The organism is Bacillus sp. CGMCC 1.16541, assembly GCF_003184905.1.
Classification (GTDB): Bacteria; Bacillota; Bacilli; order Bacillales; family Bacillaceae_H; genus Priestia.
Genome location: NZ_QFRU01000008.1, coordinates 74,409 through 98,109, shown reverse-complemented (window position 1 = coordinate 98,109; position 23,701 = coordinate 74,409). Strand labels below are relative to the sequence as shown.

Below are 23,701 nucleotides of genomic sequence, written 5' to 3'. Positions count from 1 at the left end.
TTAGGTTTCCATTAAAGTAAAATAATATGTAAATCGCCGAGGGAGGAGGGATAACAGTGCATAATAAACAACAATTAATTACAGAAGCACTTACGTTTTTCTTTCCTTTTCAAAGTCCTAAAGTATGGAAAAGTGAAAGCGGAGCAAATAATACAACGCGCTTCATTGAACTTAATGGTGTGGGCTATGTGTTGCGAATTTACGAATCTCATCGTGACTACGCAAAGATTCAATTTGAACATGATGTTCTATTGAGGTTAAAAGCGCTATTACTACCATTTAAAACGCCTGAGCCTTACAAAACCATTACAGATGAATCAATCGTGGTATTATCAAATGGACAGCTAGCCGCATTGTTTTATTTCGCAGATGGACAAAATCCACAAAAAAACGAAAACTATTATTACTCTTATGGAGTCGTAACGGCTCAATTAACAAAGGCTCTTCGACTTTTAGATGTATCTCGACAGCCTGTTTATCAACCTTACTACAATCTTGACCAAACACATCCTAGCTGTTCATTAGAAGACGTTCTTTGCTTTTGTGCAGATCCGTCTGATATCTTTACTAATGAAGCATCCGACCTTACAAAAATTCAAAGATCCATACAATCGTTTCAAGATGTCGTGTCTACGTTAAAGAGCCTTCCACACCAACTTATACATGGAGACTTAAATGCATCAAATATCTTAATTAATAAAGATGCGTTCGTTACGGCTGTGCTAGATTTTGAATTTGTCACATATGATCTTCGTGTAATGGAAGTAGCTGTATGTTTATCAGAGTTTATACATCCGGCTTCAGACATCGACACAATCATGAACAAGACTACTGCATTCTTATCTGGTTATGGAAGCATATTAACACTAACAAAAGCAGAAATTGATGTTCTTCCTCTTTTAATTTCACTGCGACGTCTCGATGTATTTATTCATTTTCTTGGTCGTTACTTAGATGGGATTAATGATGAAGAAACAGTGAAAAAACAAATTAACAAAGCGGTTGAGATGATAGATTGGTTAGCTAAATATGAAAAAGTGTTGAGTAACACCTTGCTCTGTCTACTCCCCAAGTAATAAAAGCTCCTCACGGTAGGAGTTTTTTTATTGTGAACGTTTAAATAAGAGACTTTGAACATTTTTCACAATTTGTTCAAAAAGTTAATGAAAACGCTTTCTATTTTCATATATAATGAACATATACTTACTATAAGAAATCTTATTAAACAACCTTGATTATAAATAACCTGCAGAGAGGAGACTATAAGATGATTTTAAAAGCATTACGTAAAGAGGGTTTGATTACGGTTAACTATTACAAAGATGGCTTACTTCAAACGATTAAAGGTCGTGTTCATCATTTAAACTTAAGTGAGCAAACGCTTTCACTAAAAGATGAAAATGAAAACGTTTTCTCTGTTCGTTTATCTGGTATAAAAGAAATTTATTGAATGTAAATTCCACCATATAGATAGTTTACAAGACGGCTTTATTCGTACAAAGATGAACGTGCTATACGTAAAAAAGCAGGAATAGAATGAACTGCACCTCCAATTGTTAGATCAGTGTCTAACAATTAGGGTGCAGTTCAAAAACCCCTGCTTTTTTACTTTGTTACGGCTCTAACTAATTCTTCTGCACTTTCTTGTAGCTGTTCCCTTGTTAATGTTCGCACTCCTTGTACTGTATAAGTCGGCAAATACTTCATACCTGTTAAGTTCGCCATTGCTTGAAACGGCTTTGTTTTGGTAGCCACAAATTGAACATAATTGAGAACTTGCAAAGGTTTTAGACACAATGACTACCTGTTTTCCATACCACTTTGCTTTGTACGCTAACATCGTTCTAAATTGTGACCACGATACTTCACTAATTGCTTTCGCTAACTTATGATTCTTCAACAGATTTGACACTTGCAAATCTTCAATACCGATTACATCGTGGTTTTTGATGATTTCAGTAGAGATTTTTTGCAAATAGTCTGTTCTTGCATTCGTGATTTTCTCATGGAGGCGAGCTACTTTGCGTTTTTGCTTTTGATCGTTTTTTGCTTCCTCCAGTTGACAGTTTCGTTTGAATGCTAATTCCTGTCGTCTCGAAAGAACACACTGTGCTTTCGCTAATGTTTCTTCCAGCTTCCGAAACCATTTAGGATTACTAAATACTTCACCTGTTGAAAGAATCGCAACATCTTTCAGACCAACATCCACACCAACAGACGAGCCCGTTTAGCGAGAACAACCGATTGTTTTAGCGATTAAGATTTCTTGTTCCTTATTAGGATAGATCCGAAACTTATAGGCTTTATTGACTAACATGACTTTCACCTCCTGGCGCGTTGAGATATACATATTATACCATATTGGATATATATCACATTTCATTTAGAGGTGAAGATATGGAAACACAATCCGTTGTCTTAAGATTTCCCAAGACTTTTTTAGATAGAGTCGACATATACAAAGTGGTTTTGGTACTCGTACACAAGCTATTTTTCATTTACTGCAACTCGCACTCGAACAGTCGGACAATCGAGAGGGCAAGTAAGCCATCCCTTGTCCGAAGACGATTCATCCCCCACCTACTCATTGGGCTTGGCCCTTCTCATTCCTTGAGGTGGGGGTCTTCTCGACTGAAATGATAAACAATAGAGGAATAACCCTCTACAGCTCATAACAACTAAGTTTGAATCTAGATTTCTTTATGAACGCAACGAGTGATACGACTTCGTCGCCCACTCACGTAAATCTTTCCCCTTTAGAGCATCTTCAAGTAAATCAGGAAGCAGTGACGGTGTACACCCAAAACAAGGGATACCGATTTTTGCAAGTTGGTTCGCGTTCGATTGATCATAATAAGGAACCCCCTCATCAGAAAGTGCTAGTAAGCTAATAACCTTTACTCCTGCTTCATGCATCTCTCGTAAACGCCGAATCATACCTGCCCGATTTCCTCCCTCTTCTAAATCTGAAATTAATATAAACAGCGTCTTAGCTGGATCTGTAATAAACGATTCACAATATCCAATGGATTTATTAATATCCGTTCCACCTCCTAGTTGAATGCCAAACAACATATCAACTGGGTCTTGTTCACATTGTTCTGTTAAATCGACCACATCTGTATCAAATGCCACAACGTGTGTTTTTAAAGCAGGTATGCTTGCGAAAATGGAACTCACAATTGAAGCATAAATAATCGATTCACCCATCGATGCACTTTGATCAATATCTACAATAACAGTCCAATGATTGGATTGACGTGCTCGTTCAAAAAAATAAAATCTTTCTGGGATAACCATCTGATATTCTTTATTGTAATGCCTCAAGTTTCGCCTAATGGTTGACTGCCAATCGACACTCTGTAATCCGCTTGATAACGGAGAATGTTTTTGACGGTTTAAAGCTCCTTTTACCGCTTGACGAATATCTTGCTCGAGGCGCTTCCGAATATCCTCAACAACAGCTTGAACAAGTTCTCGCGCAGTATCTTTTGTTCGTTCAGGGATTTTGCCTTTTAACGATAACAGCGTGGCAACCATTTCAATGCTCGGCTTTACATGTTTCATCGTTTCAGGTTCAAATAAAAGTTGTGTTAAGCCTTTACGTTCAATGGCGTCACGTTGAATAACGGAGACAACATCCTGCGGAAAAAAGGTTCGAACATCCCCAAGCCATTTTGCAAGTTTTAAAGAGGAGCCCATACTTGCTGAACTTCCATCTGTATTGTCATAAATGGCAGCTAACGCTTCATCCATTAACTGCTGTTCATCTGTTAATTGAACCATTTGTTCATCATACGATGTGAATGTTTCTCTTGACCCTTCACCTAAAATCAGACGCCACCTTGGCATGTTTTGATAATTTGTCATCATTAAAAGTCTCCAAACTCAAAGTCGTTTAATTCATTGATTGCCGCTTCTTCTTCCTCTGTTAACGATTCATGTAATTGTTCGCTTATCATCAGTGAATCGCCTCCCCATAAATCACCAAGTAACTCTGCTACTTTTGCTCGATCAACTGAGGTAAACGATGTAAACGCACGTCGCAAAAAGACGAGTGCACGATAAAACTGCTCATTTGAAAGTGAGGAGACGTAGTCATCAATTTGTTCCCATAAGAACGGACGTGATAAAAGCGCATATTTATTCCGAACACATAATCCTTCAAACCAACCTGCTCCTAAATCCACTGGCACCCCTGGTGATAATCGTCTCGCTACTTCTTCTGACAGTGTCTTTGCATCGATTTGATTCCGTTCAAGTAAAAGCGTACAAGCATAACCTGATAGCAAAGGATTAAGATCGTCTCGAAATGCTACTTCTTTTAATACTCGTAACCACTCTCCTTCGTCTATTAATTCGTAGAGTTGAAGAGCGATAGCGTTCACTTCATTCATCGCGTCCATAATAAGTCGCGCAGCATCGTTATTACATCGAGTACTATCGACTAGTAACAGTGTGCTGCGTAAAAAGAGTTGCTTCACAATAGGCTGTAACGACGTGCTATCCACTTTACGAACATCTCCGTACTGAACGACTTGTGCAATATTCGTTGCTGCACTAGCAGTTTCAATGAAGTCTCCTTCATCGACTGTCAAATGTTGAACTGTGACTTGAGCGACTTTCATCATCGTAAGCATGCCACATTGAAAGGCTGTATGAACGACTTCAGCAGCTTGAGATACACGCTTACTACTTTCAAGTCGCTCTTTTAATCGAAAAGCAACGGCTAAATCGATACTTTCACCGAGTAAAGTTGTTTCAACAAGTTGCATCTCTACTTCAGGTGTCCATTGTATGTCCCAACGCTCTGCCCATGTTGCGTCATCTTGTTCATAGAAGACAGGTAACGCAAATGGAAGCTGTAACACTTGTAATTTATGAAAGAAAGAGGAACGATTTAAATCTAAAAATGCAGCTTCCTTTCTCTTTACTCGTCGATTCTCTCGCAAGTCAAGTTGAACCGTTTGTTTAACAGTGGTCCTATACTTTTCAAGCTTCAACTTCTTTACTTCACGATAAAAATCGTCTTGAATGGGGGTTTGACTAACTCCTTCTGGTAGAAATCCGATATTGATTCCTGTTTCAACTTGTGCACAGGCTTCAGCAATGACCGAAAACTCACCTTGCCCTAAGTTTACAGTTGCTGCATCTCGCAAATCGCGCAACGTTGGCAAAAAGCCATCCCGAAATAAAGCAAGCGAGTGAGCTAGTCTTACACCCTCAATCACTTCAGCAGATGAACGAAACGTACCCGATTCTCTTAAAGCTGAAGCAACGGATGTCATATAATAGGAAGGAAGTTCATGTAACTTTCCTCTTTGCATACATTCCCACATCATCTCGAAATAAGCTGGCGCATCATTCCCTGCTCCGTAACCAGATCTTGCAGACAATTTGAAGTTTGAATAAGGCATTAACGTTAGGTTCGTCGCAACGGGTTGAACAACTGGCACTTCTTGATTTTGAGCTTCTTGTAACCCTTTTACATGAAAAGCACCTGTAATCACCGCAATCTTATTCGGATCATAACCTTCTTCTATTTTTTGTCGAATTTGCTGTTTCATGAACGCTTCACGGTGCATATTCTCATCATCTTCTCTTTCAAGCTCTCGCAAATGCGAGGAAAATGTATGAATCGCTTGCTGAAACGATTGAGATGACTGAATGTGTTCATATGAACGCTCCCAATAAGATTCATAATCTAGTTCCCCAGCAATGGAAGCCATTCTTTCATAGATTGATTCCCCTTCATATCGCTCTGTTTCCTTCTCTCTTGCAAGAGTAATAGAACTCGGCAAATCAATAAACGAAACATGAACATCATGTTGAATTGCCCATATAATGGCTCGATACTCCGGTGAATAGGAAGCTAGAGGATACACAACTGTTTGAACTGGCACTTCTTGTGTGTATGCCATAATAGCAAGTGGTGGTTTCACTTCTTTTCTCGCGATATGTGCAATCAGTGGAGTCGCATCCGCTGGACCTTCAATTAAAACGGCTGTTGGTTTCACATCGTCTAACCACTTTTCTACATGATAAGCCGATGCAGGTGACAAATGACGCACACCGAAAATATGGGGAATCATCGTCCGTTCAACTCACAACACGCGTGATACAACTCGCGCCATGCTGAGCCTTTTTTCTTCATCACGTTTTCTACATACTCTTTCCATACAATCGCATCTTTTTGCTCATCTTTTACAATGGCTCCTTGTAAACCAGCTGCCACATCTTCTTCAGTTAGCTGACCGCTTCCGAAGCTGCCAGACAGAGCCATACTATTGGTTAAAAGCGAAATGGCTTCTGCTGTTGAAATCACTCCACTTGGCGCTTTTACTTTCTCTTTGCGATCAAGAGTCATACCACTTCTTAGCTCGCGGAAAATAGTCACAACACGGCGCACTAACTCTTCTGAAGGCAGTTCTGCTTGAAGATCAAATTGAGCGGAAAGTTCATTTACGCGTTTTGTTACGATTTCTATTTCTGTTTCAATCGTTGCAGGTGTTGGCAATACAAGAATATTAAAACGACGCTTTAAAGCAGATGACATTTCGTTCACCCCGCGGTCACGTGTATTTGCCGTTGCAATGACTGAAAATCCACGAACAGCGGATACCTCTTCACCAAGCTCGGGAATTGACATGTTTTTTTCTGACAAAATCGAAATCAGTGCATCTTGGACTTCTGATGAACAACGTGAAATTTCTTCAAATCGAGCAATACCACCTTGCTCCATCGCACGATAAATCGGACTCTTAACAAGAGCGTCGAATGAAGGACCTTTCGCTAACAGCATCGCATAGTTCCACGAATAGCGCACTTGTTCTTCTGTCGTCCCAGCCGTTCCTTGAATGACTTTTGAAGAGTCTCCGTGAATAGCAGCTGTTAGTAACTCTGACAATGTCGACTTCGCTGTACCAGGTTCCCCTATTAACAGTAGCGCACGATCTGTTACCAATGTCGCAATGGCCATTTCAACAAGTCGTTTGTTTCCAATGTATTTTGGTGTAATCTCCATCTTTCCACACTGCCCACCTGCGATAAACGTATAAACAGAACGAGGAGAGAGCTGCCAACCGGGAGGTACTGTATTTCTTTCTGCTTTTTTTAACGCTTCAATTTCTTCTTGATACAACTGTTCAGCTGGCAATCGTAAAAGATTAGACATATTGGCTCTCCTCACTTTTTTGTAAATCATATGCAATGGTTAATAAACGATTTTTGATTTTTTCTGTTTCAATCTCTTCTACGGCGATTCTTTCTAATTGTGGTGCATACCTTGTCTGTAAAACCGTAAATAGTCTCATATTTTCTAACACTGTTGTTAAGTGAAATTTAATTGAGTTGCTATACTTGTCGGTTTTTTTCAACGTGTCTACTAATACATCAAATACGTTTTCAATGTTCATTTGCAGCAATGCTGTCATCGCATTTACACCACGCGAGCTAGAGAAGTACGGATTAAGTGCGAGTTTATTTATTACATACTGTACGTGCTTTTCGTTTGTTCCATCTGTTACCAATCGGAATACGAGCTTTTCTTCTTCCATGCTCATGAATAAATCAATCCAGCGTGCATCCCATTCTACTGCTAAACAAGGATTTTCTCGTTCTTCCTCATAATAATCGTAATAATAGCTCTGTTTTTCATACTCTCGATCAAACGATTGTAAATTTCCTTTAAAGAAAATTCCTCGATCCATCATCTCAAGAATGAGGCGGGCTCCGTAATCGTTTCGACCTCTTTTTACATAACGAGAAAATTGCTCAAACACATCTTCTTTTGACGAGTGTAAGAGCCCATACCGAAAGGAAAAATCAACTAAGCTTGCTCGATTTCTAAGCTGATGAACATTTGGAAACTCTTTCAAAATCTCCATTCCGTATGTTTCAATTAATAGGTGTAACGCTTCTCTTGCAATCGCAGCTTGAACTTCTACGTTGTAAATAATGTCTGTTAAAAGCGCCTTTACATCTTCTTGTTTCTTTCCTTCTAATAAACGCAAACTCTCTGCAAAACGATCTTTGTCATCAATTTTTTTCGTTTCAAGATAGGTATCGTACGCTTGTTTCACATAGGATTGTACATGTTCACCTAATCGTTTGGACTGACTATTTTGCACAATATACATGACATGATAATTGTCTTTTCCGCGAAGTGCATCAGCTACACACGCTGCTGCCTTTTCTGATTCTCGACTCGCAAGAGCTTCATAGGCAGCTGTTCGCACCTCTACCTTTTTATCTTTTGCATACGTTAAAAGCCACTCTTCTGCTTCATCGAATGATGCTAAGCATTTAATCGCTTCGATTTTTACTTGTTTTGAACCGCTTTCGATTGCTTCTAAATAAAGTGACATGCCTTCTTTTCCTAAAAAGGAGCTAATTACCTTTAAACGTCGAGCGTCTGCTTTTGATCCTTTCAAGTTAAATTGTGCTTGAATGAGAGGCAAAATGGATGGGTCAAGTGTTGGTAATACATTCGTTGCCACATAATCTCCAATTTCTGCGTACGAATCTTCTAATGCTGAAATAAACGGTAAAACAAGTCGTAAATCTTTGTATAAGCCTGATTCAACAGCTTCTTGGATAATTTGCAAGCGCCCTGAACCGGTTGTTGTTAAAGCCTCTATCAAGGGATGGATACGACGGTGAGAAAGCGTTGTTTCATACGTAACAGACACTTCATTTTGTACAAGTGTCCCTTCTTCTCCTGTTTTCCCTTGTGTGTATAAAATAGAAGTAAGTAGTTGGGAAAGCTCGATTAGCTTCGTAGCTGTTTCTTCTTTCGTTTGAATTAGTTCTTCTGTAAGTGCTGCAAGCTTAGCAAATATCGGAGCTTTTTCTCCCATTGTTTTTAGGGTTGGAATGAGCTTTTGTAGTTTTGGATCGTTGACTGCTAAATCACTACCAGCAATCATTAAGCGTTTTGTTTCATCATGTAAACTCGATAAAATAGGTATCATGTTTCATACTCCTTCTATTTAAACCGAATGATTTGTTCGTGTGTAATAAGTGATAATGGCTTTGCAGTTAGTTCATTGCTTTGTAAGTTGTGGTGAAATTGAACGAGCAATACTTGATTAGATAATTGATCCGCTCTTAGTAACGTTAAAAGTGGTATTGTATCTCCATCCTCATCTGCTAGTGTAAGACGTTCACCTTGTTGATCTTCAAGTATCCACTTTTCATTTACTTTGCCAATTTTGTCATAGGCAATAAGCGCAAGCGGATGCTTATCGGCTAGCGGTTGTTTTAGTTGATTCTTCACGTGTTTTACCACATCTGACAGACTGTGCTTCGCTGCTTGCTGAATGCACAAATACGTCTCCTCAGACAGTTCTTCAAGTTTCGAAGTTTCCCAGCGAACTCGTGCATTCCCTTCACTTGGATAGATGACAAACTCATCTGTGTGTAAAACTGAACATGTAGAATCTTCTTGTTTGAGCTGTTTAGCTGCTCGAAACGGCCGATATTGTCTTGTATAATACAGATGTTGATCTTGTAATGATAACCAAATTCCTTCATCAACAAATTCTTTTCTAGCATCATTTTGATAAGATGCATACGAAAGTTGAACAAGTTTCACATCATATTTTACCTTTCCTAACTCTCGCAGCTCTGCTAGTTGCCACGTATGACCAATCCACTCTTCAATAGAAGTTGTTGTATCAAGTGTAAGCTCTTCATCGTTTAACCGATTTTCTAAATGGCTTTTCCCTTTTTTACAAATAACTGATAATCGTTGAATTTCATGAATGGCTCTTCCATACAATTGTTCTTCTGGAAGCTTTGCTTTCCATAATTGCACAAGTTCGCGCAAAGCGTGTTGAAGTTCTTTTAAATAATGATTACCTGCTTCTTTTGCTGCCGCTTCAACTTGCTTGAGCGTCTTTGCATCGATAGCACCTAGCCCACCACGAACAAGGTTATGCAACAACGTTTCAATCATTTCAAGTCCTTCTAGTTGTGCTTGTAACTTTTTACGAAGCGCTGCTTTGTTTACTTTCTTTTTCTTTGGCACTACAGCTTCTGCTTGCTTTTTTTCTGCTCGCTTTATCATTTTTTCACGTTTTTCAATTACGTCTTTAGGTATGTCTGCTTCTGTAAAAGCTTGACCATCAATATAAGCATATAAAAGGCCGAGTGCATGTTTACACGGAAATTGACGACTTGGACATGTACAGCGATATGTAGGTTGCTCTTTGTTAATAAAATCAACAGATGTAATATACGGTTTCTTACCACTTCCTGTACACTCTCCAAATAAAAGCATTTGATCGCCTGATTGATGTAACTTTTCAAATTTTTTCTTTTTGACTAACCCCCAACCATTTTTAACAGCTGAGGCGTTAGGCGCAACGGAATCAATATATTCTTCAGTTAATGTGATCATCATTTTCACTCTCACAATCTTTTCCTATTTTCATACTTTTATTATAATAACGAACAAATGTTCTGTAAATAAATAATTTTACTTCATATCTATATTTTACCTCCAACTGTTTACCAGAACTATCTAATTCTCCACAAAACATATGGTAATATATAACTATTTTAAACCAACAAGAGATAGAGTGAAAAATCCATCTGTTTGTCTCACGCCTCAACATTTCTTTCTCTTAACATACAGTACTACTAATGAGATAGATAGACTGGTGACGTTTCATGTAAACCTATGATTTAGGTGGCAGACCCTTTTGTTTTGACAGCTTTTATCGGTTGTAGTTGAAAGAAACAAAGAGCAATTGCCGCTATCATCATAAAAATGGACCCACTCATCACAACGAACTGTAACGGTATAAAATATACGATAATTCCTGCTAACGTAGTCATCACGATCATACAAGCTGCTTCAATGAATCCATATATACTTCCGATTCTGCCCATTACATGAGCAGGAATGTTTGTTTGATAGAATGTAAGAAAGCCTGTATTGGCAAATGCAAGAGCAAAAGCTAATAAAAAGAAACCTATACTCCCCATCATAAATGTCGTTGAACAGGCAAATAGCAAATACCCTGCCGCTACTCCCACTGTCCCCCCGGCCATTAAAACAGAAGTAGAGAATTTAGTGACAATCAAAGTGTTAACAAGGGCCCCCACCATCATCCCTGCTCCTGCAATGCTGACAAGAAAGCCGTACTCACTGTTTGATAGGTGCAATACTTCTTTCGCAAAAGCCACTTCTAAGGAGTCAAGTGCACTTGCCATTATCATTACAATCCAGCTAAATAAAAAATAACTAACCATCACTTGAACAGCAGAACGACTAAACATACGTACAACATGCCAATCTTCTTTAATAAGTGTAAACGAAAATGTCGGGTGATTTCGTGGAGTGCTTTCTTCCACGTTTGGCATAAACAACGTAATAACACCTGATAGAAAAAGAGCGATTGCATTGACGAAAATAGCAAGTAAGGGCGTGCCAATAAGAAATAGTACCCCAGCAATCGCGGGTCCCATTAAAAAGCCGCTTGAGTTTATAAAGCTGTAAAATGAGTTAAATCGTTTCTTTTTTGAATTGGGAATCAACTTTGTCACATAAACCATAGATGTTGAACGAAACATTGCACTCGCCATACTAATGAAAAAAACAAGAAAGTAGATAATCCAAAGAGATGATAAGAAAGGTAGTAAGGCCATCATGATTGCTCTTGCAAAATCTAAACTTACCATCATATGACGTTTAGGTGACCGATCAATAAAGCTACCAGCCCATCCATTTGTACATAACGTAGCGAAAGGCTTAATCAAATAAAGGATTACCACTGCCGATGGTGAACCTGTTATGTCTAAAATCATGACGTTTAACGCCAATAGATAAATCCATTCTCCAAGATTTGAGATGCCCACACTTCCTAGTAGAAGTAACGGATATTTCCACGATTTCATGTTCAATGTCCTCCTTTTTAAATCGTTGCTGCTTTTGAACAATAAAAAAACTCTCACCTCCAAGACAAATGTCTTGGGGACGAGAGCTTTTGAAATCGCGGTGCCACCCCAGTTTATTAATATGTCACCATATTAATCTTATTAGGTACGACCTATCCGGCTTATACCTTCGCTCGATAACAGGAGCTTCTGTCACACAATCCCCTAAAGCGGTTCCTATGTGCTGCTCTGAGTCTTGGTTCGGTGAATGGTTTTTACTCCTTTTCAGCAACCGGAGTTCTCTATGAAAAACCTTATTCACGTACTCTTCTCTTCATCGCATGTATTTTCACTATATTATCATCTCGGATAACGAGTTGTAAATAATGGAATTCATTTTATTTAAAGAGAATAATCTGCTAGATTAAATGATTCGTAACGTGGTGCTTGCCAGCGTCCAATTGTTTTTCCGTTCACACTAAAAACTTGACCAGTAAGAGTGGAATCCTGAAGGCATAAAAGATCCCGAACAAAGACGGCCACATCCTCTGCACTGCCAATATCCCAATAATCTTCAAGTTCGGTTTCTTTTTCCTTCGCTTTTTGTTTTGCGACTTCAACAAACGGTCTTGTCATATCAGTTAATGCTGCTGGTGCAATCGCATTTACAATGATATGATCTCGTACTAATTCTTTCGCAAGTGTCCACGTCATTCCTAGAATACCTGCTTTTGCAGCACTGTAATTTACTTGCCCAACTGTTCCTTCAAGTCCGGCAGTGGATGTCATGTTCACCAAGTAGCCACCGCTTTTTTGTTGCTTCACTTGTTTAATGAACGGTTGCGTGGATGCAAATGTTCCTTTTAGATGACTATTCATCACCTCATCCCACTCTCGTTCACTCATTTTATGCGTCATACGGTCATGTACAACACCTGCATTATTTATGAGTACGTCTACTTTTCCAAAGTGATGAACTGCTTCTGAGACAAGCTGCTTTCCTGTCGCTAACTCCTCCACTGCCCCAGAAACACCAACTGCTTTTCCACCACGTGATTGAATTTCTTTTACTGTATCTTGAACAGCCTCCTCACTTCTTCCATTGATTACGATAGATGAACCTTCAAAGGCTAACAATTCAGCGATACTTTTTCCGATTCCTCTTGTCGAACCTGTAATGATGACAACACGATTGTTCATCGTACCCTCTCCTTAAGCTAAAAAGCGAATGATGCACGTTCCTTGAAATACGTTTTGATTTGTACTGCCGGTAAACTTAATGACAGCATGATCGTCTGATTTTTCATATACTGTTCCACTTACATGCAATGTTTCACCAACAATTAGCGGCGAAGTAAAGCGTGTTTGATAAGAGGTGATGATGCTATTCTCACTTAAATATGGCGCAAGTAGTCTCGTACTAATACCCATTCCTAACATACCATGCGCAATTGTATTAGGAAATCCGGCTTTCATGGCTGCTTCTTGTTTCAGATGAATAGGATTATAATCACCTGATACGCGTGCATATTGCTCGACCATTTGTTTTGTTACTTCTACCGAGAAATTGGTTGATAGCTCTTCATTCACTCGGAATGTCATCATTTCGAGCCGCCTCCTATCACGATGATTGTTGAAATACTCTCACACATTAATTGGTCACCATCTTTTACTTCTAACACATGCTCTAGAAATTGCATGGAGCCTTTTGTACGCGCTCTTTTTACTTCTACGTGACATTGATATGTAGAACCAATGGAAAGAGGTACGTGTGTCATAAATGCTTGCTCGCCATGAACAAGTGTTCCCGCATTATGAAGCCAAGGTGTCTCAAGCTTGTGCCAAAAAATAAACGGCATTGTCACTGGAATATGCAACTGTTCCATGTCTGCACCAATTACTTCTAAATAATCGCGCACCATTTGTTCTGTAACGGTTATATCTACAACCTCTGACCTTCTACCTTCTAGCAATTGTGTCATCTTTTCTCCCCCTCATTTTCGCTCAAGTAACGTCGCAACTCCCAATCCGCCACCAATTCCTAGTGTTGCTAATCCTCTTTTTGCTCCTGTTCGTTGCATTTCTGTACATAATCGTGTGATTAAAATAGCTCCCGATGCCCCGTATGGATGACCAATCGCAAGTGCCCCTCCACCTAAGTTCAACTTTTCCTCAGGGATATGTAGTGCGCGAATTGATGCAAGAACTTGTGATGCAAATGCTTCATTAAATTCGAATACATCGATATCAGAAATAGAGAGGTTGGTACGCTCTAACAATTTTTGAACAGCTGGAATGGGACCAACACCCAGTATATTGGGATCGACTCCTGCACTTGTCGCATCAACAAGTGTTGCAATTGGTGTTAAGTTTAACTCGATGCATTTCTCCGCTGACATGATGAGTACAAGAGCTGCTCCATCATTAATTGGACAGGCATTTCCCGCTGTAACCGTTCCCCCTTGTTGAAAAACAGGCTGGAGCTTTGCTAACTTTTCTTTACTTGTTTGCTCACGTGGACATTCATCTCTTATCATTCCGTTAACAGATACTATTTCCATTTCAAATCGCCTCGTTTGTTGCGCATGAATGGCTTTTTGATGACTATGAAGAGCGTATGTATCTTGGTCATCTCGTGAAATATGAAACTGTTTGGCTACGTTCTCAGCGGCCACACCCATATCAGGGTCTCCAATACAATCAGGTGAAAAGCGAGCTCGAGTCACTAAATTCGGTCCACCTGGGTGATACAACGATGTCGGTTTTGCTAGTTTCCAAGGTGCTAGACTACTACTTTCCACACCTCCCGCTAACACAACATCGATTGCACCTGATTGAACGAAACGCATCGCGATGTTAATCGCTTCTAAACCCGATCCACATTGACGGTCAATCGTTACACCAGGAACCGTCACTGGCAGTCCAGCTTGAAGTGCTGAGAGCCTCGCTATGTTTCCGCCAGGTCCAACTGCATTCCCTAGTACTACTTCATCAATAGAGCTAGGATGAAGCTGATAATCTAAGATGATTTGTCTAATAAGCGTAGCTGCTAGTTCTTCTGGTGGCACGTCTTTAAACATTCCCCCTATTTTTCCGACCGCCGTTCGTTTTGCTGCAACAATAACAGCTTCTCTCATACCTTCTCACCTCTGATTTGTTTCTGAACTTCTTTACGCGCGATTTTCCCACTTGATGTGTACGGAAGTTCGGTCACTTCAATAAAGGCTTTCGGACACTTAAAAGATGACAATTCATTGCGACAATGGTTTTTCAACACATCGATTGATAGCGATTGACCTTCTTTCCACTTGATAAGAGCCACTACCTTCTCTCCCCAATAGACGTCACGTTCACTTGTCACAACCACTTCATCAATCTCTTCTATCCTTTTGATTACTTCTTCTACTTCTTCAGGATAAATATTTAGACCACCACTAATGATCATGTTTTTTTCTCGCCCGACTAACGTAATAAATCCTTCTTCATCTCGATAAGCCACATCTCCCACTGTTGCGAATTCACCTCGAAATACTTCTTTTGTCGCAAGCGGTTCATTGACATATCCTTTAAATACAAATGGACTCCTCACATAGAGAGTTCCTGCTTGCTTCGTTGTCACTTCCTGTTGATTTTCGTCTAATAAATAGAGTTCGACACGAGGAAACGGTTTTCCTACACTGTTTGGCTTCTTTTCTCCCTCTTCACTCGTAAGATAGGTCATAAAGCTAAGCTCTGATGCTCCATAAAATTCAATGAGATTTGTAGATGGCCATTGCTTCTTTACACGATCTTTTAATTCGGGTGAACATTTGGCTCCTGATGAAATAAGTGTTAGCGGCTTCTTTAGTTGCTTATCATGCTCACGAAATAATGTGACCAGAGCTTGAATCATCGTAGGGACGACATACATTGTTGTAATTGGCTTGTCCTCTAACAAACTCGCTACACGCTTTGGTTCAAACGTAGAGGTTAGATAAAGAGTGGCACCCATATGAATGGCATGGACAGCTGCAAATAAAGACAAGGAATGACAAAGTGGTCCTGGAACATAAAACACGTCATTCATGGTTAAGTTAAAGGCTTCTTCTACTGACTGAAAACTCGATACCCACGAACGGTGATGACGCATAAATCCTTTGGGCTTCCCTGTTGATCCTGATGTATAGCCTATATAAAATAACGTTTCGTCTTCCGTCGTCCATTGTATGAACTCGCCTTTTTCCTGATCTTTTATCGGTTCAATGTTATCGACAATGAGATCGACCTGACATTCTTCTTCAACGAGTTCACGCTCACGGTGACTCCATTTTGGGTCAAAAGGAATGGCTACCCAACCGAGTGTGGTAACAGCAAAAAACAACTCTATAAATGAAGAAGAATTCCCAAGAGCGATGCCGATTTTACGTTGCTTTCCTGTACCAAACCGAAATACAAGATTTCGCTGAATATCGTGAATCCTATCATATAACTCGGCATAGGAAATAACTTGATGTTCCGTAACAATCGCAGGATGATGACTTCGATTCTTTTTATGTATGGTTAACGTTTGTCCAATAATCATGGTCCTAGCCCCTTTATAAAAGGATTTATTTTTAGATAGTTAAAAAGACGCATCACGATTGATACGCCTTTCACATTCTTATGCCACTTTTGTGTAAGAATTAGTTGGTTTGGATTTCGGCTTGATCAGTGGATACGTTTTTTGAATTCGCAATGCAATGACACTACATAAAACTGCTTTTGCGATGTCACCTGGAATGTATACAAGTGCTGAAATAGCCGCTTGCATCCATGTTAAATCGGCAACGAATGACAAATAGGTAATTCCTCCAGCATAAACCACTAATACTCCTCCGATAATGTTACAGGCAATCATTTTCCAAAGCTTTAATTGATTCCATAACTTTTCCACTAAATATCCAATTACAAATGCACCAATTGGCCAGCTTAAAACGTAGCCGCCGCTCGGCCCAAGTAATGCACCTAATCCACCTCGTCCACCTGATAACATAGGTGCACCGATTGCAACTAGTAAAACAAAGAGACCTAAGCTCATTCCCCCTAGGCGCGCTCCCAATACCGCACCTGCTAACATAACACCAAACGTTTGTGCAGTAATCGGTACAGGTGTAAATGGAAGGGCAATCGGTGGTAGTAATCCAAGTGCAGCAACTAAGGCAGCAAATAGTGATACGTACATCATGTCTTTTAGTTTCATTTTTCCTTACCCCTCTTACAACATGTTATTTTATTCTAAATTATCAGATAAGGTAAACTTCTGTCAACCTTTCATTTTTATAGGTTTACTATTATCAGAAGTGACAAAGCGCTGTTTATAAATAGAGAAATTTGGGAATTATTTGTTAAAGTGAGTAAAATGAGAGAGGAGAGATACGATGAAAGTATGTGACATAACGACTTACTATTTTAATGATGATGGTACTATCCCAAATAACGACGAGCTTCCTGTACTAGTGTATCACCAAGTGCTTGCTCACTGTCCAAAAGAAATTGAATACATATTCAATACTCATAATTGGCGAAACAGTTGGATAAATGGGGTTTTTGATTACCATCATTATCATAGCAACGTACATGAAGTACTCGGTGTAATCAGTGGAACTTCAACCATTCAACTTGGCGGTGAACGAGGAGAACGAATAGAAGTATCACGAGGAGATGTCTTTGTATTACCCGCCGGAACCGGCCATAAACGATTACATGCAACTTCTGATTTCCGAGTAGTCGGAGCTTATCCAAATGGAATGAATTATAATATTAAAACTGGAGAACCAACAGAAAGGCCAGAGGTGTTACAAGAAATTAAACAGGTGATGATGCCAAGTACAGATCCTGTATATGGATCAGAAGGACCTTTAATTAATTATTGGAGCCGAAACGGCACGATAACAAGGTGTTTTACTAAATGATAGATTGGTGGTTTTTAAAATGACATCCTCTTTCCATACGACCTACATATCTTATCAGGTATGGTACAGAAAAAGGATGTTTTGATTCTCTTATATGAGTGAATGGCTCTGACTATCCATCCAATTTTTACGAGCTCTTATACTCGAAATTGTTTTACTTGTTCGGTTAGTTGATCAGCTAGTTGCGAAAGTTGGTCTGAACTCTTTGAGACTCCCTCCATACTTGCGCTCACTTGTTGAGTGGATGCTGTCACTTCTTCAACTCCAGCTGCAGATTCTTCTGATATTGCTGAGACTTCTTGAATAAATTGATTCATTTGATGACTTTGATTCGTAATGTCACGAATATTTTTTGAAATGTTCTTAACGCTTTCCGTCATTTGAGACACGGCTTGGTTGATTTCTTTAAACGTTTCTCCTGTCGTTTCAATTTTTTGAGAACCAACATTCACTGCACTATAACCCTTTTCAAGAGAATAAACGACAGCTTTTGATTCACTCTGAATCGTATTCACAATATCTGTAATATTCCCAATTGAACTAGATACTTGTTCAGCTAACTTTCTTACCTCTGCAGCTACGACAGCGAAACCTTTTCCGTGTTCGCCTGCACGTGCGGCTTCAATCGCTGCATTTAACGCTAGTAAATTGGTTTGTTCAGCAATGTCTTTAATCACATAAACTAGACTTGAGATTTCATTTGATTGTTTATCAAGTAACTTGACAGATTCAACGGCACTTTCTACAATTTGGTGAATCGTAGCCATTTGATTAATTGACTCACCCATTAACGTTTCTCCTTTATTAGTCATGGTTAAAACGTTAGTTGATGCATCTGCAATTTGTTCTCCGTCATGCTGAGTTTGTTCAATTCGCTTAATGAATTGATTTGTTTGTTCCGTTAATTCACTTGCATGGTTGGCTTGAGATTCCGTACCAATAGACAGATCAACCATTGTAGATGCGATCTGTTCTCCTCCTTCTTTTACTTCGTGAGCTGATTGTTTTAACTCGTCACTTTGCCTTGAAAGTTCTAAGGACGCAATTGTCAGTTTATTCATCATCGTACGTAAGTTTATTTGCATTTGTTGAGCTGCTTTAGCTAATTGACCAATTTCATCTTTTGTGTGTAATTGAACGGCCTCAGTTGTTAAATCTCCCGATGCAATGGATTGTAGCCGCTCTTTTACTTTTATTAATGGATGAGAAATACGGGATGCAGCGATTAATGACACAACGATACCTACTATTAAAATAAAGATAGACATACCAGTACCTACATTAGCCATCATTTCGCTATCTTTTATCACTCGGTCACTGTCTTTTACAATGATCGTTTCTCGGTTTAATGATGCTTCTTCAAAGCCTCTCATAATTTCTCTAACTAAAGGAGTGGCTTTTTCGTTTAAAATCGTAATCGCAGCTTCTTTATCTCCATTTTCATATGCTGCAAATACTTCTTTTTCAATCATTTCTCTCCATTGAATACTTTTATTAATTAATACTTCTGCTTCTGGTGAATGTGCCATTTGTAAAAGATCTTCTTGAATGTTTTTACTTTCTTCTGTATACCTTATAAAGTCTTCTTTGTAGCTTTTATCATCAAATAAAAGATAGGCTCTTGATACGGCAATACGCTGAGATAGATTAAATGCAAGCTGTTGATCTTTAATAAGAAGTGGCAGTTGTTCTGACACCACATCTTTCGTTTGATTTGTTATTTTCTGAAGTACAAAGTAATTAAATCCCCCTAGTAATAGCATTAGCATAACAATACTAAAAAAGCTCAATAATAATCTTTGTTTAATGGTTTTCACAAAGCTTTTCTCCTCTCGACTTGTTCACATGTTTATTTTATAGATATTTAGACTCATGTTACAAGTCTCACAATCAATAAAGTAGGGGAAAATATCTATACTTCTTGCAATATTCACATTTAAGACATAGTTACGAGTGAAAGAAAGCAAATCATTTTGAGCCTCGAAAGATCCTTGATACAATAAAACTGTAATTTAAAAATGTACTGTTTATGAACTATACGATAAAAGGAAGATGAATTTATGCCAACAAACGAAACAAACTTGACGAACATTGCATTTTCTATTTTAGATTTAGCGCCTGTCATTGAAGGATCTGCACCTTCTGATGCATTACGAAACACCCTTGATCTAGCGCAACATGCTGAAAATTGGGGCTACAATCGATATTGGGTAGCTGAACATCACAACATGGCTGGCATCGCTAGTTCAGCAACTTCTGTTGTGATTGGGCATATCGCTGCTGGTACATCTAAGATTCGTGTGGGATCTGGTGGCATTATGCTTCCAAACCATGCTCCACTCGTTATTGCCGAGCAATTTGGAACACTTGAAACGTTATTTCCAGGACGGATTGACCTTGGGTTAGGGCGTGCACCAGGAACGGATCAACTAACGGCTCATGCATTGCGTCGTACATTACAAAGCGGTGCGGATGATTTCCCAGAACAACTTGAAGAATTACAGACGTATTTTACACCATTAGCAGAAGGGGAAAACCGACGAGTTCGTGCGATTCCAGGTGAAGGATTAAACGTACCGATTTGGCTGCTCGGCTCGAGTGGATTTAGCGCAAGATTATCGGCACAACTTGGTTTACCATTTGCATTCGCCAGTCACTTCTCTCCTGAGAATACGTTGCCGGCTCTTGAACTTTATCGCAATCATTTCCGTCCTTCTGATCATTTAGAAAAGTCTTATGCGATGGTTGGTGTCAATGTCGTTGCAGCGGATACAGATGAAGAAGCAAACCGACTAGCTACTTCTTTACAACAACAGTTTCTAAATCTTATTCGAAATACACCTGGCTTACTCAAGCCTCCTGTTGACAGTATGGATGGCCTCATGTCACCTTACGAAGAAGCTATTTTGCACAAACAATTAAGCACATCGATTATCGGAAGCAAAGAAACGGTTAAACGTAAGTTAGAAGCATTTGCTGAAGAAACAAAAGCAGATGAATTCATGATTCACGGTCAAATTTATGACCATGATGCTCGCCTACGTTCATTTGAGATTGTGAGCGAAATTATGAGTGGAAACTAACTTCAACGGACATTAACTAGATGATGACTGTTGGTTCAGCTTGATGAGAACGTATCAAATCTTCGTCAAGCTGAACCACTCTTTCTTAACGTAACGTGTAACAACCAACCCTTTTCATTCCACCCCTCTTCCGTAACTCTTTTAGCACGTATACGCTTGTTTATACGTACAAAGTAAGACTACCTCTCGTTAAAAAATTTCCAAGATGCCCAATCAAAAAGATACTTGCTTCATACTCTAAACTAATGATTTGACAAATTTAGCATATTTGTTAGAAATTGTCTAAATGTTTATTGTTGTTCTTTTATCTTTTTATGGTATGATTTTGTAAACGCTTTCAAACGCGACCGGAATACGAATTATACTGGAGGGATTATGATGTTAATGGAAGATTTTATTTTTCGATTTATTTTAATGAAAAAACGAAGTCCACTTCATACAAATGAGTTATTACGTTATCTTCAAACTTGTTATACACAAGGAGATGTAACGAAGTCCGAATACAAACAACTCTTCATTGAACTTCAAAAACGCAAAGTGGAAGAACAAGTACCGTTTATGCGCGATTGCAAGCTTTTTACGAGCATACAATCACTGTGAGTTGTTAAAAGGCTTGGAACGCTATGATGATAAGATTTTAAAAACAGCGTCGTTTTGTTTCTTTTCAGACTGTTGAGAAAAAACTTCTCAACAGTCTGAAAAACCGTCGCTTCATAAGATAAGTGTGATTTTTACTTACGAAAGCTGATCTATACAGTGAACTAAACGATTTTCAATATCTGCTCCGAGCTGTTGAAGCTTATCATTTTCAAACATCTCCATTAAAACAGTCGGTCTTGGCATTCCGACTTTCGTTTGATTTCCATCTTTGTATACAACTATTTTACAAGGTAAGAAATAACTCACTAAACTTTCTTCTTCTAACACTCGCTTTGCTTCTCCTGGGTTACACACTTCTAACACGATAAATTCCTTATCAAACTCTAATCCTTTTTCTTGGAGCTTGTCTTTTATGTTGAATTGCCAAAGCACCCCAAATTGTTCAGTTTTTAAAGATGATTCTAGTTTTAAAATCGTCTCTTCAACTGACATTGTTACTTCTTTTGTATAATGAAACATCTCATATTCTCCTTTTTGTTTAAAATAACGAGCTTTGTTATTAGTGTGTTACTCTTTTTTCATCTTATTATTCTTTTAAACAATACTGATTTACTTCTCCCCTATTCTTGAGATATGCGGCTTACATTCATTAAGATGAGGGCTTGCTATCACAAGAAGAGAGAAAAAGGAAGCAGGCTCGTCCCTACTCCCTTTCGTTCATTACGCTTTTGCTAACAATCCCATCACAGTTTCTAATAGAACATTCACACCGCATTCACATTCTTCCCACGTTGAATATTCTTCTTCACAATGACTTTGCCCGTTTTGACTTGGAATAAAAATCATTGCGCTTGGAATATAACTTTGTAGGAATTGCGCATCATGCCCTGCACCGCTTACCATTCGTTTATAGGAATATCCGAGCGACTTTGTTGCTTCTTCTACTTGTTCAACTACACCTTTGTCAAACCAAACGGTATCACGATTCCAAAGCTTTGTTGCTTTGACACTACATCCATCTGTAATAGACGGTGATTGTGTTAAAGACTGAATGATGTTCTCTACCTCTTCAATCACCTTTTCATCTTGGTGTCTCGCTTCAAGTGAAAATACCACTTTATTTGGAATGACCGTATGAATATTTGGTAATACGTTCATGCGACCCATTGTATAAACAAGCTTTTCATCTAACGCACTTAATTTTTTACGCGCTTCGGTAATTAAATCAGTGGTAACAAATAGAGCATCCTTACGCATCGGCATAGGTGTTGTTCCTGCATGATTTGAAAAGCCACTTACTTCAATGTCATAGCACACCATACCTAACACACATTCAACAACCCCAATTGAAAGCTTCTCTTGCTCTAGAACAGGACCTTGCTCGATATGTAGTTCTAGAAATGCTGTCGCTTCTGTTAAGCGATTTTCACTATCTCCATCATACCCAATTTTCTTTAACGCATCCTCAAATGTAATACCTTCTATATCTATCTTTTTCATCATGACTTCTTTTTCAAACTTTCCAGATAACACACCAGATGCCATCATTGACGGTTCAAAACGCGCTCCTTCTTCATTGGTAATATTTACAATTGTAATTGGAATGCGAGGCTTCACATTATTTTCAACAAGTGTACGCACAACTTCTAGGCCAGCTACAACTCCTAAAATCCCATCAAATCGTCCACCCTTTTTTACAGAGTCAATGTGTGAACCCATAACAATCGGTGGTACATCCTCTGTTCCTTCTAATGTCGCATACATACAGCCCATGTCATCAATATTGACTGACATCCCTAACTCTTCACAACAAGCTCGAAAGTGGTCACGCGCTAAACGATCTTCCTGTGACAACGCCAACCTTGTGACTCCATTGTTTTCCGTGCGGCCAAAATCAGCAAATCGTTCTAACTCCTGTTTTAATCGTTCACCATTGATTAATAACTTTTGTCGTTGCATTTCATCCACTCCTTCTCAACTAGTTCAGATTCGTTATGCATGTCTTGGTGCTATTTTCATAACTATGACAGAAACCATGACGTAACACCGCTTGTTTGTCAAAACTTCTAGCACACTTTCCTACGATGAGAGATTTGGGGCTAAGACAAAATGGAGGAAAAAACACCCTTGTTTGGCTCAGCTGACACCAACCCTTTTTCAAAAAATCCACTACTATCAACAGATAGAGAGGAACGGGATAGTGCA

The 23,701-nt window shown here is 39.0% G+C and carries 21 protein-coding genes, 2 pseudogenes and 1 other annotated feature; of the genes and pseudogenes, 5 read left to right on the top strand and 18 right to left on the bottom strand.

The window, feature by feature from the left end:
- Window positions 1-56 precede the first annotated feature (56 nt).
- Both DIS06_RS09940 and DIS06_RS09935 read left to right on the top strand, forming a co-directional pair.
- Window positions 57-1,076 (top strand): phosphotransferase, encoded by a 1,020-nt coding sequence (locus DIS06_RS09940; protein WP_162595934.1) that lies wholly within the window; start codon window positions 57-59, stop codon window positions 1,074-1,076.
- 191 nt (window positions 1,077-1,267) lie between these two features.
- Window positions 1,268-1,450 carry a YolD-like family protein gene (locus tag DIS06_RS09935; protein ID WP_110113111.1) on the top strand — a complete coding sequence of 61 codons (183 nt, stop codon included), beginning with the start codon at window positions 1,268-1,270 and terminating at the stop codon, window positions 1,448-1,450.
- Window positions 1,451-1,726: 276 nt separating this feature from the next.
- On the opposite strand, the pseudogene DIS06_RS09925 reads toward DIS06_RS09935, so the two are convergent.
- The 14 genes and pseudogenes from DIS06_RS09925 to DIS06_RS09855 form a co-directional block, all read right to left on the bottom strand.
- Window positions 1,727-2,227: pseudogene (locus tag DIS06_RS09925) on the bottom strand (RNA-guided endonuclease TnpB family protein); the annotation flags it as partial.
- Window positions 2,228-2,317: a helix-turn-helix domain-containing protein gene (locus tag DIS06_RS20955; RefSeq protein ID WP_239421823.1), complete on the bottom strand. Its 90-nt coding sequence runs from the start codon at window positions 2,315-2,317 to the stop codon at window positions 2,228-2,230.
- A 383-nt stretch (window positions 2,318-2,700) separates the two neighbouring features.
- Complete coding sequence (locus DIS06_RS09915) at window positions 2,701-3,873, bottom strand: VWA domain-containing protein (RefSeq protein WP_481746853.1); 1,173 nt, start codon at window positions 3,871-3,873, stop codon at window positions 2,701-2,703.
- Window positions 3,873-6,092 carry a DUF5682 family protein gene (locus DIS06_RS09910; protein WP_110113109.1) on the bottom strand — a complete coding sequence of 740 codons (2,220 nt, stop codon included), beginning with the start codon at window positions 6,090-6,092 and terminating at the stop codon, window positions 3,873-3,875. The genes DIS06_RS09915 and DIS06_RS09910 overlap by 1 nt, the downstream gene beginning before the upstream one ends.
- The gene (locus DIS06_RS09905) at window positions 6,089-7,174 is read right to left on the bottom strand and encodes an ATP-binding protein (protein ID WP_110113108.1); all 1,086 of its coding nucleotides are present in this window, start codon (window positions 7,172-7,174) and stop codon (window positions 6,089-6,091) included. Before DIS06_RS09905 ends, DIS06_RS09910 begins: the two co-directional genes overlap by 4 nt.
- Entirely contained in the window at window positions 7,167-8,972 is a 1,806-nt protein-coding gene (locus DIS06_RS09900) for a HEAT repeat domain-containing protein (RefSeq protein WP_110113107.1), read from the bottom strand. The genes DIS06_RS09905 and DIS06_RS09900 overlap by 8 nt, the downstream gene beginning before the upstream one ends.
- A 14-nt stretch (window positions 8,973-8,986) precedes the next feature.
- Entirely contained in the window at window positions 8,987-10,405 is a 1,419-nt protein-coding gene (locus tag DIS06_RS09895) for an SWIM zinc finger family protein (protein ID WP_239422014.1), read from the bottom strand.
- Window positions 10,406-10,689: 284 nt separating this feature from the next.
- Window positions 10,690-11,904, bottom strand: a complete 1,215-nt coding sequence (locus DIS06_RS09885) for an MFS transporter (protein ID WP_110113104.1) — start codon at window positions 11,902-11,904, stop codon at window positions 10,690-10,692.
- A 72-nt stretch (window positions 11,905-11,976) separates the two neighbouring features.
- Window positions 11,977-12,230: a binding site (T-box leader), on the bottom strand.
- Window positions 12,231-12,285: 55 nt separating this feature from the next.
- The gene (locus DIS06_RS09880) at window positions 12,286-13,083 is read right to left on the bottom strand and encodes an SDR family NAD(P)-dependent oxidoreductase (protein ID WP_110113103.1); all 798 of its coding nucleotides are present in this window, start codon (window positions 13,081-13,083) and stop codon (window positions 12,286-12,288) included.
- A 12-nt stretch (window positions 13,084-13,095) separates the two neighbouring features.
- The gene (locus DIS06_RS09875; protein WP_110113102.1) at window positions 13,096-13,488 is read right to left on the bottom strand and encodes a MaoC family dehydratase; all 393 of its coding nucleotides are present in this window, start codon (window positions 13,486-13,488) and stop codon (window positions 13,096-13,098) included.
- The gene (locus DIS06_RS09870; RefSeq protein WP_110113101.1) at window positions 13,485-13,865 is read right to left on the bottom strand and encodes an FAS1-like dehydratase domain-containing protein; all 381 of its coding nucleotides are present in this window, start codon (window positions 13,863-13,865) and stop codon (window positions 13,485-13,487) included. The genes DIS06_RS09875 and DIS06_RS09870 overlap by 4 nt, the downstream gene beginning before the upstream one ends.
- Window positions 13,866-13,877: 12 nt before the next feature.
- A complete protein-coding gene (locus DIS06_RS09865) occupies window positions 13,878-15,020 on the bottom strand; it encodes a thiolase family protein (RefSeq protein WP_110113100.1) in 1,143 nt (380 codons plus the stop codon).
- Window positions 15,017-16,444 carry an AMP-binding protein gene (locus tag DIS06_RS09860; RefSeq protein ID WP_110113099.1) on the bottom strand — a complete coding sequence of 476 codons (1,428 nt, stop codon included), beginning with the start codon at window positions 16,442-16,444 and terminating at the stop codon, window positions 15,017-15,019. Before DIS06_RS09860 ends, DIS06_RS09865 begins: the two co-directional genes overlap by 4 nt.
- A gap of 78 nt (window positions 16,445-16,522) precedes the next feature.
- Complete coding sequence (locus DIS06_RS09855; protein ID WP_110113098.1) at window positions 16,523-17,101, bottom strand: biotin transporter BioY; 579 nt, start codon at window positions 17,099-17,101, stop codon at window positions 16,523-16,525.
- 178 nt (window positions 17,102-17,279) lie between these two features.
- On the opposite strand from DIS06_RS09855, the gene DIS06_RS09850 reads away from it, so the two are divergent.
- Window positions 17,280-17,813 (top strand): cupin domain-containing protein, encoded by a 534-nt coding sequence (locus DIS06_RS09850; protein WP_110113097.1) that lies wholly within the window; start codon window positions 17,280-17,282, stop codon window positions 17,811-17,813.
- Window positions 17,814-17,950: 137 nt separating this feature from the next.
- Here DIS06_RS09850 and DIS06_RS20950 read toward each other — a convergent pair whose 3' ends face one another.
- Entirely contained in the window at window positions 17,951-18,769 is an 819-nt protein-coding gene (locus DIS06_RS20950; RefSeq protein WP_481746857.1) for a methyl-accepting chemotaxis protein, read from the bottom strand.
- Window positions 18,770-18,892: 123 nt separating this feature from the next.
- Window positions 18,893-19,081 (bottom strand): annotated as a pseudogene (locus DIS06_RS20945) (HAMP domain-containing protein); the annotation flags it as partial.
- A 792-nt stretch (window positions 19,082-19,873) separates the two neighbouring features.
- Between DIS06_RS20945 and DIS06_RS09840 the strand changes: the two are divergent.
- Both DIS06_RS09840 and yppF read left to right on the top strand, forming a co-directional pair.
- The gene (locus DIS06_RS09840; protein ID WP_110113095.1) at window positions 19,874-20,896 is read left to right on the top strand and encodes an LLM class flavin-dependent oxidoreductase; all 1,023 of its coding nucleotides are present in this window, start codon (window positions 19,874-19,876) and stop codon (window positions 20,894-20,896) included.
- Between the two features lie 378 nt (window positions 20,897-21,274).
- Window positions 21,275-21,496 (top strand): YppF family protein, encoded by a 222-nt coding sequence (gene yppF, locus DIS06_RS09835; RefSeq protein WP_162595933.1) that lies wholly within the window; start codon window positions 21,275-21,277, stop codon window positions 21,494-21,496.
- A 135-nt stretch (window positions 21,497-21,631) separates the two neighbouring features.
- Here the strand turns inward: yppF and DIS06_RS09830 are convergent, their stop codons facing one another.
- Both DIS06_RS09830 and DIS06_RS09825 read right to left on the bottom strand, forming a co-directional pair.
- Window positions 21,632-22,015, bottom strand: coding sequence for a DUF302 domain-containing protein (locus DIS06_RS09830; RefSeq protein WP_110113093.1), 384 nt, complete (start codon window positions 22,013-22,015; stop codon window positions 21,632-21,634).
- A 201-nt stretch (window positions 22,016-22,216) separates the two neighbouring features.
- A complete protein-coding gene (locus DIS06_RS09825) occupies window positions 22,217-23,455 on the bottom strand; it encodes a Zn-dependent hydrolase (protein WP_110113092.1) in 1,239 nt (412 codons plus the stop codon).
- Window positions 23,456-23,701 lie beyond the last annotated feature (246 nt).